Origin of the sequence: Rodentibacter haemolyticus (genome assembly GCF_015356115.1) — a bacterium.
Classification (GTDB): domain Bacteria; phylum Pseudomonadota; class Gammaproteobacteria; order Enterobacterales; family Pasteurellaceae; genus Rodentibacter; species Rodentibacter haemolyticus.
Window position 1 is genome coordinate 732,635 of the sequence record NZ_CP063056.1, and the last position, 18,235, is coordinate 750,869.

Consider the following 18,235-nt stretch of genomic DNA (forward strand, 5'->3'; position numbering starts at 1 on the left):
CCCAATTTAATGACAGCACTTTAAATTATGCAGAACCTTAATCATAAAGATCTTCGCCTTCTTTACGGGTTCGCAATAATTGTAAGATCCAAACATATTGCTCCGGTGTCGGCGTGACAAAAGACTCGATTTCTTCATTCATCGCACGGGCGGATTGTTCGGGATCATCACTAAGTTCCATAGCGGGGTGAATTTCCATTTCATATTTTCCACTTTCGGCATTGTAACGCGGGAACATCGGGATAACGACCGCTTTAGCAAGTTTCGCCATTTTGTTTAATCCCGGTAAGGTTGCTTTATAAGTCGCGAAGAAATCAACAAATACGCTCTGCTCTGCACCAAAATCTTCATCGGGCAAGTAATAACCCATCTCGCCTTTACGCACATAATTTAAAAAGGGCTTAATGCCGTTTTGGCGTGCGTGCATCTTTCCTCCAAAACGCTGGCGAGTAATCGTCCAAAGCCAATCGACCAAAGGATTCCGATGAGGATTATACATTGAGGTCATCGGCATACCATGAGTGTGTAAAATAATACCGGAGGCATCAATCGCCCAGCCGTGCGGTACCATCAAAATAATGTTATATCCTTCCGCTTTCGCTTTTTGAATATACTCAATGCCAATAAACTCGCTGCGTTTTTGTAAATGCTTTTTGGAACGAACGGCAATCTCGCCGATACCGAACATCACCTGCCCGACAACGGCAAACATTTTATCAATCACTTGTTCACGTTGTTGTTCCGTCCAATTCGGAAAACATAATTGCAAATTGGTTTGTGCCCGCTTACGTTGCTTTAACGCTTTACGTCCAATCCATTTACCCAGCTTTCCGCCAATCTTATCGCGCAGTCGAAAAGGAATCATCGCCAACAACAATAAAAAGAGAATGCCAACCCATATTCCCCAATATTGAGGTTTTAAATACGACCACGAAAAATGAGGTTCATAACCAACTCGAGCCGTTAAGCGTATATTTTTTTGAGAATCCATCATAATAAAATTATTGCGAAATCGACCGCACTTTAAAAATTAAACCAACCTTGATCATACGCCATTTTTGCGGTCATAATGAACGACATAATGACAACCATCGGGCGAATAAGCGCCTTGCCTCTTGTCATCACCATTTTTGCACCCCAATTTGCCCCTAGAATGCTGCCCAGCAGCATCACAATCCCAACTGTCCATAAGATTTGTCCGCCGGCTAAGAAAAATAAAAAAGAAGCAAGGTTTGAGGTAAAGTTCATCACTTTGGCATGTGCGGTTGCTTTCGCCAAATTAAATCCCAATAGCACTACACAAGTCAAACTCATAATGGAGCCGGTTCCCGGTCCAAAAAAACCATCATAAAAACCTAAAAAAGGGCTAACTATTAAGCCGAATACAACATAATTTAAACGCTGTTTACGATCACTTTCCCCCAATCTTGGGGTAAATAAAAAATACAGTCCGATAGCGAGAATCAACCATGGTAGCAATTTTTTGAAAACCGATACTTCCATTAACTGAATTAAAATCGTGCCTGTGGCAGAACCAAGAAAAACACAGATGAGAATAAACCAAAATTCCCGCAAGTTGACCGCTCTTTTACGTAGAAAGTACATACTGGCTGAAAATGCGCCGCCCATTGCTTGTAATTTATTTGTGCCTAAAGCGGCAGCCGGGGGGATACCTGTCATCAGCAAGGCAGGAATGGTAATTAACCCACCCCCACCTGCAATCGCATCAATAAATGCGGCAACAAACGCCACAACGAAAAGTATCGCTAAAACATCAATGCCTAGTTCCATATTATTTTCTCGATCTCTTAGCCTTTATTCTAACCATTCGTGTCGATTCGGTGAATTTAGCACTTGTTGACATAAAAAGGGTTCAGGCGGAATAACTTTAGGTTTGCTTGTCTCGGTACTTGGTTTTTTCGGTTCAAACCATGAGTAAAGTTCATTACCGCAACCGTCCCCGGCAGGAATCGGAGCTTGATCTTCGCAATATGCGGCATCAGCAGGACATTTTAAACGTACGTGAAAGTGCGAATCATGACCAAACCAAGGACGGATTTTATGTAACCACCCTCGATCATTGCTGGCTGTTTGACAAAGTTTTAACTTAATCGCCGGATTTACAAAAATACGGGTAACATTCGGATCTGCTGCCGCCAACTTAATAAGCGTTGCGTGGTGGTTATTCCATACCCGTTCATCAACCCGTTGTGCTTGGCGATTAACAACCAGTAATCCTTTTCCATCAGAATTAAGGGCATCCTTATCCGACATCGCCCCCATACGCAACCAAATATCCGCATCCAAGCCCATTTGATGACTTGCGTGCCCCGTTAAAAAACGCCCGCCCCCCGGCATCGCGATATCGCCCACAAGCATTGTCGGTAAACCTGCGGCTTTGGCTCTTTCCCCTAAACGTTTAAGATATTGAATCATATCCGGATGTCCGTAATAACGATTGCGGTTCATACGAATCACTTGATAACCTTCTCCCTTTGCAGGTAAAGCTTGTGCGCCGATAATACAGCCGTTTGAATAACTACCGATGGGGTTAGCTTTACCGTCACCACTTGGAATAGGACGTTTAATTTGTTGCCAATCTTTTGGTAAGGCTTGTAAATTTAAAGAAAAAAGTGCGGTAAAAATGACCGCAGTTTTTAGTAAAAATTTTTCCATTTTGGAACTCATTTTATCGGTTATACCACAGTTACACGATATATTATTTGCACTGAGCTTTAAAGCGTAATAGGTGATCCAATAACACAATCGCCACCATGGCTTCTGCAATAGGTACGGCGCGAATCCCTACGCAAGGATCGTGACGGCCTTTCGTAACAACCTCTACCGGTTCACCCGTTAAATTGATAGAACGGCCCGGAATGGTGATACTGGAAGTCGGTTTCAAAGCGATTGTTGCAATAATCGGTTGACCTGAACTAATACCGCCCAGAATGCCACCGGCGTGATTGCTTTCAAAACCCGTCGGGGTCATTTCATCACGGTGTTGGCTTCCCCGCTGTTTCACTACGTCAAAACCATCGCCGATTTCTACCCCTTTCACGGCATTAATACCCATCAATGCGTGCGCAAGATCCGCATCCAAACGATCGAATACAGGCTCGCCTAGCCCTACGGGGACGTTTTCGGCAATCACCGTAAGTTTCGCACCAATCGAATCGCCTTCCTTTTTCAACTCGCGAATTAATTCATCAAATTTTTCGACCGCACTTTCATCAGGACAGAAAAACGGATTGCCGTTTACTTTTTCCCAATCAATCTTTCCGACGATTTGCGGTGCAATTTTTACTTCACCGATTTGACTTAAAAAACCACGTACTTCTATGCCGAATTGTTCCCGCAAATATTTTTTGGCGATAGCACCTGCCGCTACACGCATTGCGGTTTCACGCGCAGAAGAACGCCCGCCGCCACGATAATCGCGAATCCCGTATTTCTGTTGATAGGTAAAATCAGCGTGTCCCGGTCGGAAGCGATCTTTAATTTCGCCATAATCTTGAGAACGTTGATCGCTGTTTTTAATGATCATACCAATGCTGGTACCGGTGGTTTTACCTTCAAAAACGCCGGACAAAATTTGCACTTCATCCGCTTCACGGCGTGGCGTCGTGTAACGGGATATCCCCGGTTTACGACGGTCTAAATCAGGTTGGATATCCGCTTCGGACAATGCCATATTCGGTGGAACGCCATCTACAATACAACCCAGTGCAATGCCGTGCGATTCACCAAAGGTTGTTACGCGGAAAAATTGTCCAATTGTGTTGCCAGCCATACTTTACCTCTTGTTTTCTCTTATTTTACGGCTAATTTTGTGCTATTCGCCTCTACGAAAGATATTTCTTCACCCGTATCATTATTTTTAATAAAAACATCAAGTTGATTAAATGCAATATCAATATTATTTTCAGCAAAGAGTTCGTTAATTCGGCGATTGAGTGCATCAATGGTATTTGTGCGCTCAGAAAGCTGTCCGACATAAACACGCAATTCGTGATCCAATGTGCTTGCACCAAAGGTGAGGAAAAATGCTCTCGGCTCAGGCTCTTTTAAAACCGCCGGCTGCTCATTAGCTGCCTGAAGCAATAATTTTTTCACCAATTCTAAATCGGAGCCATAAGCGACACCTACACTCACCACTAAACGTGTCATTGTATTTGAAAGCGCCCAGTTGATCACCTGTCCCGTAACAAAGGATTTATTCGGTACAATCACCTCTTTACGATCAAAATCAATTAATGTAATCGCACGAATCCGAATCTTCGCAACCGTACCGCTTACGCCGTTAATTGTTACCGTATCTCCCACACGAATCGGACGTTCAAAAAGCAAGATAATACCGGAAACAAAGTTTGCGAAGATTTCTTGCATACCGAAACCAAGACCAACAGAAAGTGCGGCAAATAACCATTGTAATTTCGACCAAGACATTCCCAACGTTGCGAACGCCCATGCCCCACCAACGGCAACGATAATATAGGTTAATAATGTCGTGATAGTGTAAGGCGTTCCTTGTGATAATTTCAGACGTGAGAAAAGCATCACTTCTAAAATACCTGAAATATTCCGTACCAATACATATGTGATCACCACGATAACCAAAGCGACCAATAAATTAAAGAGCGTGATACTTTCCGTTACATTCGCACCATCTACAACAGAAATCTGTTGCCATAACGTAATATCCCGTAAATAGCTGGCAACCGTGACGAGATCCGACCAAACAAAGTAGAAAATGGCGAATAATGCCGTCCAGATAAAGAGATCGGCAAAACGTAACAATTGATTTCTCACTTCATTTAACGCTAATCCTTCCTCTTGATCATTCATTACAACCACATCGTCCGAAGGCGAACCATCGTTAAATTCTTCCGCTTTTTGACGACGTTTTTCCATTAAACGGCGATGAGCCAAACGGCGTGAGGATACCGTAATACCACGATAAATGACGTTACGTAGAATAAACCAAATACACCAAGCAATATAAGAATTGATAATATGTTGGATAAGATTCAACACAGTGTAGTAATATCCCAACACTACTAAGATGATAAACCCGATTGGTGTGAGTTGCAGTAGAATCTGAATCACTTTTACGATGATATTATTACGCTGTGATTGATGTTCTTCATAAGCACGCAATGCACGATTAAAACGCGGTGCAATAATCACAAGACAGAAAACAAGCGAGGCAATGGTAATCAGTTCACCCAATACATCATTTGCCAAACCATTATCCATCACGTGGCTAAATACCGAAGTATTTAATAACAGCACAACCGCAATAATGATACGTTTTACTACGCCACGAAATCTTTCCGCATCCGCTTGAGCAAAGCCAAAATGTTGCACAAAAATGCCGTTTGGACGATAAATCGCAAACCACACGTTAAAGAACCACCAGTATCCCGCCATTCGGAACGACCAATCCCAAAATTCCTGCGGATTACGGAAGAAGAAAAAGCCGATTAATTGACAAACCGCTAAAAACCAAAGCGTGCCGGATAAATTTAATAAACCGGTTAATATCAATGCCATCGGTGTGTGCCATTGGGTATCCGCTCGCAATGTATTTATTTCACCGTTGATCATTGCCAAACGTTGTTTAATTCTTGGTTTGAATTTTAAAATCGCCCCGCCGACCAGTAGTAGGATAAAGGCATAAGTGAGTAATGACGGCAAATTGTCATAATTAGTCGGCAATCCTAGATGTTTCACGATACCATTAAATTGTTCATTTAATGACATTGGTAACATTTTCAACCAATCCAAATTTATCGGATTATTACTTTTCACCCAAAAACTTTGTTGTTCCAACTTTGACTGAATTTGATCACTAATCTGCGTAATTTGCTGTTGGGTGAGTTCTAAAGAAATCGCCAAATTTAACTGATTATTTAATGATTTAATAAGATCAGACCCCATTTTACGGCGTTCCGTAAACAAACTTATTAACTGTGTCTTTTCTGCCACTGTAAAGGTTTGATTTTCGTCCGTTTCAATTTTTTGAATATAGGCGTCAAGATCGTATAGCTCATTACGGCGTTGGGTAATATCAAAAATTTGCACCCGTAAATCGGCAATTTCCTTTGATAGCCCTTGAATATTTAAGTTTGTCGGTAATTTTTGTTTTTGTTGTTGAATAATGCGTGAAAGCACCAACGTTCCTTGTAAAGCACTAATTTGTTCATCAAGGGTACGTTGCGTTTGAGTTAAGTTATCCAATACATTACGCATTCTGAGCTCATCTTGCGTTAATGTGTTTGTTTTTTCCGTTTGCTGTAGCAACAACTGACTTAACTGAGCATTAAAATCCAAGGTTTTTTGAATGTAGTCATTTTTAACCGCACTTTGCTGGCGTTGCTGTGCCTGTTCAACCTTATTTTGGCTTTGTTCTAGATTTTTTTGGTTAATTACTTCTTGAATTGCCGCTATTTGTTGTTGCTGAAGCTGCTGTTTCATATTCAACAAGTCATAGCGACTTTGGTAAAGCAAAGAAAGCTGATCACTGTTTTTCAATAACGTTTGATTGGCCTTATTTTTAAGATCAATAAGCTGCAACTCCAACTGATATTGTTGTTGCAATTCGCTACTTAACGAGCTATCGGAAAGTTGTTGATTCAATTCTTGGCTACGTTTTAAATTATCCGCCAATGCGGTTTGTGCACGTTCTGAGACGGAACTCTGTCCGGCAACCAAAGTATTAGCCGCTGTCAATTCAATTTGCGTTTCCTGCTGCTGAGCATTTAGTTTATCAAGGGTCTCTTGTAAATTATCTAATGAGCTCTCCTTATAATCATCAGATTTTACCTGCTCCAATGATTTCTTCAGCCCCTGTAACTCCGCGTTATTTTTTTGGATCTCCGCATCCGCGCTGTTCAGGGCATCATCTAGTTCGTCATTATTTTTTTGCTGGGTTTGAATGCGTTGCAACAAATTAAGCGAAGCTTGCAACTGTTCTATTTTCGCTTTTTTCAACTCTCCATCAGCCATTTCCTGCGCAGCCGCCAAATCAGTCTTCAAGCTTTGCTCGGTCGGTAAAAATTTCGCCTGCTCCGCCACAGCCGGATAAGATAACGCGAAGCCCATAATAAGGCTTGCGGAAAGTGCGGTTAAAAAACGGGATAATTTCATATTCTTCCTATGTTGTTATATTTTCTATTTGTCATATTTTTGCTGCGCTAACCATTGCGTCAACACCTTACGTGAAATTTTAATTGCGCCCTGCTGTAAATTTGAGGGCAACATATAATAAGCAACGGGCAGCTTAAAACGGGCTAAACGTTCTTGTAAAAAAATGCGTAACTTTTCGACCGCACTTTCCGTGAACCGTTCGTGAAACTCGAGAATCGCTACCGGCCTCGCACCAAATTCTGCATCTTCCTTCGGTAATACAAAGGCTTGTTTCACGAGACCTGATTGTAAAAGTTGCTTTTCAATTTCCTCCGGCTGAATATTTTCTCCACCGGAAATAAACATATTATCTAAACGCCCGACAATCACCAATTCATTATTTTGCCAAATGCCTTTGTCTTTGGTCTGTAACCAACCTTCCTCATTTGTCAGCGGTTTAATTTCATTATTTTTCCAATATCCTAAAGCAAGCCCTGCACCTTTAAGCCAGATTTCATCATTCACCAACCGAAACTCTCGTCCGAAAAGCGGCTGTCCCACGCCAGAAAAATCATCGGACTTTTTCGCAAAAACCGTTGATGCCATTTCCGTCATACCATAACCGCTATACGAGGCAATACCATATTGGCAAACCCTTTGTGTGAGCTCGACCGGAATATGTGCGCCACCCAATAAAATATGACGCGTACTGAAGTCAACTTGAGGGTGTTGTGCCAAATAATCAAGTAAACGCTGCAATTGGGTCGGCACTAATGAAGCGTGGGTAGATTGCAATAAGGAAGCGTAAAAATCCGCTTGTGGAAAATGCAACGCTGCGCCACAAGCCAGCCAACGCCACACAATCCCTTGTCCTGAAACGTGATACAACGGCAGGGAAAATAACCAAGATTGCGTGCAATCAAAATTCATTAATCGACACACGCCGACAGCATTGTCCAAATGAGATTGAACATTATGCACCACTGCTTTCGGTATACCGCTTGAACCTGATGTTAGCGTCATCGTTGCAGGTTGAGAAAAATCCGCCGTAGTAAAAACACACGGTGCAGAAACGGAGTAAGCCTGCGTGAGATCTTCATCGCGCAAACATAAATCAACGCCATATTCCCGACATAACGCATTCACTCTTTCATCAGGAAATGCCGGGTTTAAACCGAGAATCTTGACACCGCATTGAATCGCCGCCAAATAGAGGAAAAGGATGCTTTCTGAATTTTTACCACAAAAAGCGACCGCACTTTTAGATGTAATCCCCTCCGTTATGCCGCGCATTTGCAAAAATGCCGCCATCTGATTGATTTTATAGGCAACATCGATCCAAGTAAAAAGTTCACCTTGCGATGAACGCAATGCGACTTTTTCACAATACAGAGGATCATTGGCAAAAACCTGCCAAGGGAATAATTTAGTTACTGACAAAATACGCTCGCACTTCGTCAATCAAACTCTCCGGCAAATTCATAGATTGCATTGCACCTTCCAACATCAGCATTTTACGTCCGCTATTTGTGTTGGTGATCACCCAGTAAGGCGTATCCGGAATTTGTTTTGGCTTGGTATGATTACCTGCCATCAATAATGTCGCTTCATCACGGGCGAAGTAAACACGGGTGCGTCCTTGTAAAGACTCGGTGGCTTGAGCAAAACTTTCCGGATTCGTACGATAAAGCACACGTAAAATCGCCAAAAAACGCACTACGGCTTTGCTCTCTTCTCTAAATTCGACAGATCCCAATAAAGCACGAACTTTATCCGAAATCTGATTAATGGCTTCGTTCGATTGTTTTTTCACCACTTTAGGTGCGACTGGCTCTACAACATCTTTAGCCTGTGATTGAAATGTGTTATTCGAATTAGTTGCTTTTGTCGAAACGGCATTAGATTTGACCGCACTTTTCTTCATTGAATCATCAAAAGAAACGAAATCTAAGGTGCTGCTCGAATTGGCCGGCAAATTAAGCAAACGGCGAAGAATATCCGAGGCACTTTCACCAATAGATTGAGTCTGCTTTGCAATGTATTGATACAATTCTTCATCCACTTCAATTATCTTCATTTTTGTCTCTCCATTTGCTAAAATTTTCGCTCATTATAACGATTTCCTCACAAATTCTCACGCGAAAATATGCCTAATTCTCAATTATTGAACTATCAATTTCACCAAACAAAACAAGCAATTAATCAACCTACGCTGGTTTTTATTCACGGTTTATTCGGCGATATGAATAATCTTGGCGTTATCGCACGTGCCTTTAGTGATAATTATTCTATCTTGCGGGTTGATTTACGTAACCATGGACAAAGTTTTCATTCGGAATCAATGAATTACGATCTAATGGCAGAAGATGTATTCGCTCTCATTCAGCACCTCAAATTAGAAAAAGTGATTTTGATCGGACATTCTATGGGTGGAAAAACTTCAATGAAATTGACCGCACTTCATCCTGAAATCGTTGAAAAATTAATTGTCATTGATATAGCGCCTATTGTTTATGGGAACGAAAGACATCAAGATGTATTTAAAGGGCTGTTTTCTGTCAAGAACGCTACGCCACGAAGCCGTCAAGCAGCCAAACCGATTTTAGAACGGGAAATCCAAGATCCCGCGGTGGTACAATTTATGCTGAAATCTTTTGAACCCGGTTCACCTGAATTTTTTCGTTTCAATCTGACCGCACTTTTCAATAATTACCCACATTTGATGGATTGGCAATCCGTTCAGGTTGACACCCCGACATTATTTATCAAAGGGGGGGATTCATCTTACATTAAAGTGGAAGATACCGCCCGTATTTTAGAACAATTTCCGAATGCGACTTCATTTACGGTAAACGGTTGTGGACATTGGGTTCATGCAGAAAAACCCGAGTTTGTCATTCGGGCAATCAATCGGTTTTTAAATAAGAATTAATTGGTTCAAATGAGAATTGATTTATGCTATAGTTCGTGCGATTAACAGGGGGCATTCCCCTTAATTTTTATAGCTTTTAAACATTTATTCGAAGGAAAGAAAGATGGCAGTAGTGGGTCTATTTTATGGTAGCGATACGGGCAATACCGAAAATATCGCCAAAATGATTCAAAAACAATTAGGCAATGAATTAGTGGATATTCGCGATATTGCAAAAACCTCAAAAGAAGATATTGAAGCCTATGATTTTTTACTTTTTGGTATCCCTACTTGGTATTATGGTGAAGCCCAAGCCGATTGGGATGATTTTTTCCCAACACTAGAAGAAATTGACTTTACCGACAAATTAGTAGCAATTTTCGGTTGCGGCGATCAAGAAGACTATGCGGATTATTTCTGTGATGCTATCGGCACAGTACGCGATATTGTTGAACCGCGTGGCGCAATCGTTGTTGGTAATTGGCCAACGGATGGTTACACTTTTGAAGCCTCAAAAGCACTATTAGACGACGGCACCTTCATCGGTTTATGTATTGATGAAGATCGCCAACCGGAGCTGACGGCGGAACGCGTAGAAAAATGGTGTAAACAAATTTATGAAGAAATGTGTTTAGCTGAGCTCGCCTAACATTCTGAAAAAAGGAAACTTTATGTCTGAAGAAAATATTAAATTGCTAAAAAAAGCAGGTTTAAAAATTACCGAACCTCGCTTAACTATTTTAGCGTTAATGCAAAATCACAAAAATGAGCATTTTTCGGCAGAAGATGTGTACAAAATTTTGTTAGAACAAGGGAGCGATATCGGTCTGGCAACGGTTTATCGCGTATTAAACCAATTTGACGAAGCACATATTTTAATTCGCCACAATTTTGAAGGAAATAAATCGGTTTTTGAACTCGCCCCGACAGAACATCATGACCACATCATCTGTGAAGATTGTGGTAAAGTATTTGAGTTTTCTGATAATCTTATCGAACAACGCCAAAAAGAAATCAGCGAACAATACGGCATTCAATTAAAAGCTCATAGTTTGTACCTTTACGGCAAATGTAGCGATATTGAGAAATGCGAAGAAATTAAAAAAGATAAAGACAATTAACCAATAAATGCCTCGTTCGTTTCCTGACGGGGCATTTTTATTATTGGTTATTCGGGGGTTTCTACTTTTCGCCACAGATCTTTGCTGGAAATCGATCCGATCGGGTTTTGTTTCGCTCCCATTACCGAAGATGCAATATAAACCGGTATAGTATATTGAAACAGTGGAAGAACGACATTTTCTTGTTCAATGATCTCACTTAATTTTAAGTAAATTTCCGACCGCTCTTTTTCTGATGTGCTTTTTAACGCCTGCTCAAAAAGTTTATCGTATTTTGAATTAGCGTAACCGCTCTTATTATCCGGACTTTTTGAATAAAATAGACCTAAAAACGCCATAGGATGATTAAAATCCCCGCACCAACCGGAGCGAATCAATTGAAATTCCCCTTTTGTTCGTTTCTTTTGCAACTGTTGCCAACTCATCGGTTGTGTTTCCACACGTAATAAATCCGATTCCGATAATTGTCGTGCCAGTCGATTGGCAATATTACGCTGTAGTGGAGTGTCATCATAACTAAGCTGCAAAATTAACGGCTGCTTTTCAGTAATTTTAGCTTGCGCCAGTAACTGCTCCGCGACCACAGGTTCCCACTTTGAATCTACTCCTTGCAGCATCGCTTTCGGTAAAAAATAAGAACTTGGAATGCCGGTTGGCATTTCATTATGAGTAATGTTGACAACAGAAACCAGCGAGGCTATCGCTTTTCTCACTAAAGGATCGGTTAATTTGGGATCACGCAAATTAAACTCATAAAAATAACTACATAGTTTTGGAAAATACTGAACGTTATTTGTTGTATCTCCAATATCCCACACGACATCCAATCCGGAAAGAGATGCTTCTCCATCGTAAGGTATATAATCCACCCGTTTGAACGACACACTCTCTTTCTTCCAATAATATGGATTTTTCACTAAATGGATACCCTTTCCATCACGTGATGAAAACATATAAGCGCCATTTGATACCTGCAGGCTTGAATCCCTATATTGTGGCAGCAATGCGATATGAGCCAGCATTTCCGGCAAATAAGGCGTGGGTTTATCTAAAGAAATCAACAAAGTGCGGTCATTTTCCACTGAGATTCCAAGATCTTTAAGCGGCTGTTTTTTATCCAAAACCGCCTTTGCGTTTTTCAAATTCAAATATAATAAATAAGATTTCAGCGGTGTTTGCGATTGGGAAAGCGCCTGCCAAGAAAACACAAAATCTTGCGCCGTTAAAGGTTCGCCATTTGACCACATTAAACCTTCACGCAAAACAAACCGCCATATTTTATTATCTTGCGTTTGCCAACTTTCGGCTGCGGCCGGCACAATATTTCCTTGGGCGTCATAAGCCGTCAAACCTTCAAATAAATCACGAATAAGCGAGAGTTGTTCTTCCTCTTTTACTTGCCAAGGTTCTAAAACAGGCTCAAACCTCATACCACGAATTAAATTCTCACGATAGGATTCCAAAATTTGAGCCGACTGTTCCGATGAAATCGTTGATTCAGGTTGATTTTCCGACTTCGGACTGTTTAATTTATCACAACCACTCAGAATAAAAAGAATGGAAAAAATGACCGCACTTTTTAAACCGAATAAGGAAAAGTTATTCATTTTCAGCCTCATTTTCCCGAATCGGTTCGTTTTCTATTTCTTCGGTTTTTATCCAGAATAAGAAAAACCAATATTTTACGGCGATCAACACCGCAATAATACTTCTACCGACAACACTCGGTGTGAAATAAAAACCGCTCAACAACATCGTAGTAGAAAAAAACAAAATCGAAATCTTCGTTTTCTTTGTCATTGCACGACGTTCATTAAAGGATTTTAAATGCTTCTGATAAACGGAGGTACGAAGAAACCAAGCCTCCAAACGTTTTGAACCTTTGGCAAAGAAAAATAAAGTGAGTAAAAGAAATGGCGTTGTCGGTAAAATCGGGAGAAAAATACCAATAATACCGAGCCCGAGAGAAAGAAAACCCAATAAAATATAAACGTACTTCATAATGTTCCTAGAATCGTAGAATACAAGCAATTATTGCTGATTTTTTAGATTTTTCAACCTTGATATTATAGAATTTGCCGTCACATAAAGAACGGTTTAAAAAAAAGGAACAGTTATGTCAAATCCATTACTTAATCTTCAAGGCTTACCGCCTTTCTCACAAATCACTCCGGAACATATTCAACCTGCAATTGAAAAACTTATTCAAGATTGCCGCGATACGATAGAACAGGTGCTAAATCAACCGCACTTTACCTGGGAAAACTTTATTTTACCTTTAACGGAAGCCAGTGATCGCCTAAGCCGTGCTTGGTCTCCGGTTTCTCACTTAAACTCCGTAAAAAATAGCCCCGAATTAAGACAAACCTATCAAGCCTGCCTTCCGTTACTTTCTGAATATAGCACTTGGGTGGGACAGCATAAAGGACTTTATAACGCTTATTTAGCACTTAAAAACAGCCCTGAATTTGCCACTTATTCCGTAGCGCAAAAAAAAGCGATTGAAAATTCACTACGTGATTTTGATCTTTCCGGAATCGGCCTGTCGGAAGAAAAACAAAAACGCTACGGTGAAATTTCAGCACGCTTATCAGAACTCAATTCACAATTCAGCAATAATGTACTCGATGCCACCATGGGCTGGGAAAAAATCATTGAAGATGAAGCAGAGCTCTCCGGCTTACCCGAATCCGCCCTACTGGCGGCAAAACAATCTGCCGAAAGCAAAAGTTTAAAAGGCTATCGTTTTACCCTTGAAATCCCTAGCTATTTACCGGTGATGACCTATTGCGAAAACCGTGCGTTACGTGAAGAAATGTATCGCGCCTACACTACACGAGCCTCAGAGCAAGGCCCGAATACAGGCAAATGGGACAACAGTCTGGTTATGGAAGAAATCCTAACTTTGCGTGTAGAGTTGGCAAAATTACTCGGCTTTGGCACTTATACCGAGCTTTCCCTTGCCACAAAAATGGCAGAAAACCCACAGCAGGTTTTAGATTTCCTGGATAGCTTGGCAGAACGGGCAAAACCACAGGGGGAAAAAGAATTACAAGAACTGAAAGACTATTGTGAAAAGAATTTTAGTGTAACAGAGCTTGCTCCTTGGGATATCGGCTTTTACAGCGAAAAACAAAAACAACATTTATATGCTATTAACGATGAAGAACTTCGCCCGTATTTTCCTGAAGATCGCGTGATTTCAGGTCTATTTGAGTTGGTCAAACGTATTTTCAATATCCGAGCGATAGAACGTTTTGATGTGGATACTTGGCATAAAAACGTTCGTTTCTTTGATTTAATTGATGAAAAAGATCAAATCCGCGGAAGTTTTTATCTTGATCTTTACGCCCGCGAAAACAAACGCGGTGGCGCGTGGATGGATGATTGTATCGGCAAAAAACGTAAAATTGACGGTTCAATCCAAACACCGGTCGCTTATTTAACCTGCAACTTTAACGCACCCATCGGCGATAAACCGGCATTGTTTACACACGATGAAGTAACAACGCTATTCCACGAATTCGGTCATGGTATTCACCATATGCTCACGCAAATTGAAGTATCGGATGTAGCCGGTATCAATGGCGTACCTTGGGATGCGGTAGAATTGCCAAGTCAGTTTATGGAAAACTGGTGCTGGGAAGAAGAGGCACTTGCGTTTATTTCCGGTCATTATGAAACCGGTGAACCCTTGCCAAAAGAAAAACTCACCCAATTATTGAAAGCCAAAAACTTCCAAGCAGCGATGTTTATCTTACGTCAACTTGAATTTGGCATTTTCGATTTCCGTTTACACCACACCTTTGCCCCTGAAAAAACCAATCAAATTTTGGATACGTTAAAAGCGGTCAAATCTCAAGTTGCCGTGATGAAAGGCGTAGATTGGGCAAGAACCCCACACAGTTTCAGCCACATTTTCGCAGGTGGCTATGCAGCGGGTTACTATAGCTATTTATGGGCGGAAGTTCTCTCGGCTGATGCTTTCTCACGCTTTGAAGAAGAGGGAATCTTTAACCCGATTACCGGTAAATCTTTCCTAGATGAAATCTTAACCCGCGGTGGCTCCGAAGAACCAATGGAATTATTTAAACGCTTCCGTGGACGAGAGCCACAATTAGACGCCTTATTGAGACACAAAGGTATCACAAACTAATTATTAATAGATAAAGCCCTGCAATGGCAGGGTTTTATATTTGGAGAGATTGATGCTCTAGGTACATCTACTATAAAACCACCGTAGGCAATGCCGACATTAAAACCGCTAGATTTATTTCGGCTACGCTCACTGTATCAACTTCGGCACTTCGATCTAAGTAGTAGTAATTTTGCCTTATTTAATTTTTAAATCTAAGTTCTTCATCTTTTAACCAATCAAGTTTCGCATTATTTACATAAGGGTAAATAAATGTACCATTAGCACCCATGCATTGAGTATATATATTTTCAAAAGTTAAATCCTTACCTTTATATATTTGCCTTTTTTTATTTAAAATATGTTTAGATAAAATAGAACATCTGCTCTCATTTTTCTTTCTTAATATTTTTTTCCTATAGACTCATTCTCATAAAATTCTTTTTCTTTTTTTTTAAAAACTTCTGCAGAGCTTTTTACTGAATAATCTCCACCCCACCATCTAACAATAAAATCACCTTGATATGTAGAACATCCAAATAACAATATGGAAATAACAAGTAATATTTTATTTTTCATTCTTCTTTACTCCTTGTGAATAAATAATTATAGGTAATGATGGATTATCCCATTTATTTTTAGGTTTCCATTTTTCTTTAAATTCATCAAAATAATCATTTGCTACTCTGTTATTCTCATCAACTACACTTCCCTTCTTATCAATATATTGCCCTTGCTCATTTTTAAGATAGGGATCAGGCACCTCCGCAAAATAACTACTATGTGAATACATAAACCAAGCATCATCTACACCACCAGTTGGTTGATTACCACCTACAATAAATTTACTGCGAAGTGTGATTAATGGTGAACGCCCAACGAAATCAGAATAGTGGACTGCCGATTTTGTAATTCCATAGCTATCAGAAGTTTTGATACTACCATCGCTTGTTTTATAGATATATGTACCATTTGAAGCTAATTGATTAGTATAGTCCTGAACATTCGTTGCTGTACCAAAGAACCGTGATTCACGAATTGGAATATTTTTGAGACCATTTCTATTTGCGTTTTGTAAAGCCACACTTGCGGTTAAACCACCACGACTGTGATTACTTAAATCAAGTTGATACCCATTTTGTTTCGCATACTGATAAAGTTTCACATTCGCTTTTTCTGCCGTAGTAAGTGGTAGCCTTCCACCCAATAAATCATTGGTTTTATCATAAGCCGCATAAAGTAATTCTGATATAGGATTGCCTGTTGGTCGATTATATATAACAGCAACACCATCTTTATTGGTTTCCCAAGAATTTTGTTTGATTGCATTTTTAAGAGCATCGTCAAGTGGATTTAGGATGCCATTATTGGAAACTGTAATTGTATAATTACCTTCTGATGGTTTTAGCTCTGAAATGTCAAAAATTTGGCGTTTATCGCCAATTTGTGCTTTACCATTCTCTGTCGGACGCTTAGTTCCGTCTAAGTTATTATCTGCACAATAAAGAGAATCTTGTTTACAGGTGGTCATCCAAATTTGTTCCGGAGATAAAGCAGCACGCACAATAGGATCCGTGCTAACTGCCGTTGCCATATATGCTGTTGCAGTTGGACTACCAAAAGAGTAAAGAGAACCTAGTGCCACATCTAAATAGAACGCTACTTTTTCTACTTTATCTGCAAAATTATCCAACTCTAATGATTTATCAGTGTTATAACCACTTTTTCCATCAATGTAAGTACCTCTTCTGATGCTTACTGCTTCAGCTCGTTTTTTATCGGCAATATCATAAAGTTCTTGTTTCGCCTCTATACGATTTTTATCAAATGCTTGAGTAACGGCAAGCTGTGTATTGAGTTCTTTTTGAACCCTGTCTTTATCAAAATTATTCACCAAAACACCCGAATTTTTGACCGCTCTTTCTGTGGTGACATCCGTCCTAATTGCAGACAAAGTCTCTGCAACAGTTTTACCGCTTTTACTTAATTGGGCATTTGCATTACGGATTTCGATATTGGCAGTATTAATACCACTCTTAGTGACACTGGATTGGCTCCCTGTGTCATAACCAAAACCAATCGATTTACTCAAAGAAAGCTGCCCTTCTGTTTTGGTTGTAACATCACCTGCCCGCGTATCAATCCTTTGTTCTTGGGTATTGTTTCCAAACGTCATCAACTTAGCTCCGCCGACTTCTTTTGCAGCTTCACCGCCTCCCATACTTGTCGAACCTGAAACACCAAAGGCAGTGCCTTTATAATTTGAATGGTTTTCAATGTTTTGGGCTGTGAGCGTGCCTGTGCTAAAGCGGTTTTTGCCCTCATTTTCCGCTTGTTGGCTTGAGATGATTAAACCGCCTTTGAGACTGGTGTGGTTACCCACATTAATTTGATAACCCTCATCTCCGGCATAAATCCCCGATTGTTCCACTACACTTGCATAATCCGAGTTGATGTTAGATTGGCTGTAACTGCCTGAGGCGGAGAAACCATAACCTGCCGTCACCTGTCCGCTGACATTCATTTGTTTACCTTGATATTTCATCTTGTCCTGTAAACTTTCGATATGAAGGTTCTCGGCATTCAAGGTTACGCCTTTGCCCTGCACTTGTGCCCCTTTGAGGGTGGCGTTATTGCCTGCTTGAATCAGGGTTTGACTTGAACTATCGCCAATATGGCTGTTTCGATAGGTTTCATCATCGCCGTTGCCATAGCCTCTGCCGTAATTGCCTCCTGCGGTTATGCCGAAAGACACGCCATTACCCACTGCAATAGCAACCCCTGCATTAAAACCACTGGATTTATTTCGGCTACGCTCTTTGTGGGTTTGTTGTTGGGCTGTCAGATTCACGTCATTATCGGCAATCAGGACTGTGCCTTGTTTGCCGCTACTACTTGCTTGAGTAGTCAGATTAATTTCCACCTCTATAAATTGGT

At 40.6% G+C, this 18,235-nt stretch carries 13 protein-coding genes and 2 pseudogenes; 4 read left to right on the top strand and 11 right to left on the bottom strand.

Translation table 11 applies throughout. The features are described 5' to 3' along the window. Nucleotides 1-37: 37 nt before the first annotated feature. The 7 genes and pseudogenes from lpxM to seqA all read right to left on the bottom strand — a co-directional run bounded on the left by lpxM (nt 38) and on the right by seqA (nt 9,269). Nucleotides 38-994: a lauroyl-Kdo(2)-lipid IV(A) myristoyltransferase gene (gene lpxM, locus IHV77_RS03650; protein WP_194812785.1), complete on the bottom strand. Its 957-nt coding sequence runs from the start codon at nt 992-994 to the stop codon at nt 38-40. A 29-nt stretch (nt 995-1,023) separates the two neighbouring features. Continuing rightward, nucleotides 1,024-1,791: a TSUP family transporter gene (locus IHV77_RS03655; RefSeq protein WP_194812786.1), complete on the bottom strand. Its 768-nt coding sequence runs from the start codon at nt 1,789-1,791 to the stop codon at nt 1,024-1,026. A 24-nt stretch (nt 1,792-1,815) separates the two neighbouring features. Continuing rightward, entirely contained in the window at nt 1,816-2,676 is an 861-nt protein-coding gene (gene mepA / locus IHV77_RS03660) for a penicillin-insensitive murein endopeptidase (protein WP_194812787.1), read from the bottom strand. Nucleotides 2,677-2,719: 43 nt separating this feature from the next. Beyond that, nucleotides 2,720-3,793 (bottom strand): chorismate synthase, encoded by a 1,074-nt coding sequence (gene aroC / locus IHV77_RS03665; protein ID WP_194812788.1) that lies wholly within the window; start codon nt 3,791-3,793, stop codon nt 2,720-2,722. Between the two features lie 20 nt (nt 3,794-3,813). Continuing rightward, nucleotides 3,814-7,152 (bottom strand): mechanosensitive channel MscK, encoded by a 3,339-nt coding sequence (gene mscK / locus IHV77_RS03670; protein ID WP_194812789.1) that lies wholly within the window; start codon nt 7,150-7,152, stop codon nt 3,814-3,816. 24 nt (nt 7,153-7,176) lie between these two features. Continuing rightward, nucleotides 7,177-8,571 carry an o-succinylbenzoate--CoA ligase gene (gene menE, locus IHV77_RS03675; protein ID WP_194812790.1) on the bottom strand — a complete coding sequence of 465 codons (1,395 nt, stop codon included), beginning with the start codon at nt 8,569-8,571 and terminating at the stop codon, nt 7,177-7,179. Further along, nucleotides 8,558-9,269 (bottom strand): annotated as a pseudogene (seqA, locus tag IHV77_RS03680) (replication initiation negative regulator SeqA). The gene menE and the pseudogene seqA overlap by 14 nt, the downstream one beginning before the upstream one ends. 8 nt (nt 9,270-9,277) lie before the next feature. Here seqA and IHV77_RS03685 point away from each other — a divergent pair. The 3 genes from IHV77_RS03685 (at nt 9,278) to fur (ending at nt 11,163) form a co-directional block, all read left to right on the top strand. Next, the gene (locus tag IHV77_RS03685; protein WP_194812792.1) at nt 9,278-10,063 is read left to right on the top strand and encodes an alpha/beta fold hydrolase; all 786 of its coding nucleotides are present in this window, start codon (nt 9,278-9,280) and stop codon (nt 10,061-10,063) included. Between the two features lie 103 nt (nt 10,064-10,166). Further along, nucleotides 10,167-10,691, top strand: a complete 525-nt coding sequence (fldA, locus tag IHV77_RS03690; RefSeq protein WP_194812793.1) for a flavodoxin FldA — start codon at nt 10,167-10,169, stop codon at nt 10,689-10,691. A 22-nt stretch (nt 10,692-10,713) separates the two neighbouring features. Continuing rightward, nucleotides 10,714-11,163, top strand: a complete 450-nt coding sequence (fur, locus tag IHV77_RS03695; RefSeq protein ID WP_194812794.1) for a ferric iron uptake transcriptional regulator — start codon at nt 10,714-10,716, stop codon at nt 11,161-11,163. A gap of 47 nt (nt 11,164-11,210) precedes the next feature. On the opposite strand, the gene IHV77_RS03700 is transcribed toward fur, so the two are convergent. Together IHV77_RS03700 and IHV77_RS03705 are read right to left on the bottom strand one after the other, a co-directional pair. Further along, nucleotides 11,211-12,770: a peptide ABC transporter substrate-binding protein gene (locus tag IHV77_RS03700; protein ID WP_194812795.1), complete on the bottom strand. Its 1,560-nt coding sequence runs from the start codon at nt 12,768-12,770 to the stop codon at nt 11,211-11,213. Further along, nucleotides 12,763-13,164, bottom strand: a complete 402-nt coding sequence (locus IHV77_RS03705; RefSeq protein WP_194812796.1) for a YbaN family protein — start codon at nt 13,162-13,164, stop codon at nt 12,763-12,765. Before IHV77_RS03705 ends, IHV77_RS03700 begins: the two co-directional genes overlap by 8 nt. 115 nt (nt 13,165-13,279) lie before the next feature. Between IHV77_RS03705 and prlC the strand changes: the two genes are divergently transcribed. Continuing rightward, nucleotides 13,280-15,319 (top strand): oligopeptidase A, encoded by a 2,040-nt coding sequence (gene prlC, locus IHV77_RS03710; protein WP_194812797.1) that lies wholly within the window; start codon nt 13,280-13,282, stop codon nt 15,317-15,319. 381 nt (nt 15,320-15,700) lie between these two features. On the opposite strand, the gene IHV77_RS03715 is transcribed toward prlC, so the two are convergent. Further along, complete coding sequence (locus IHV77_RS03715; protein ID WP_194812798.1) at nt 15,701-15,877, bottom strand: hypothetical protein; 177 nt, start codon at nt 15,875-15,877, stop codon at nt 15,701-15,703. After that, a pseudogene (locus IHV77_RS03720) lies at nt 15,867-18,212 on the bottom strand (hemagglutinin repeat-containing protein); the annotation flags it as partial. The pseudogene IHV77_RS03720 and the gene IHV77_RS03715, both read right to left, overlap by 11 nt. Nucleotides 18,213-18,235: the final 23 nt, after the last annotated feature.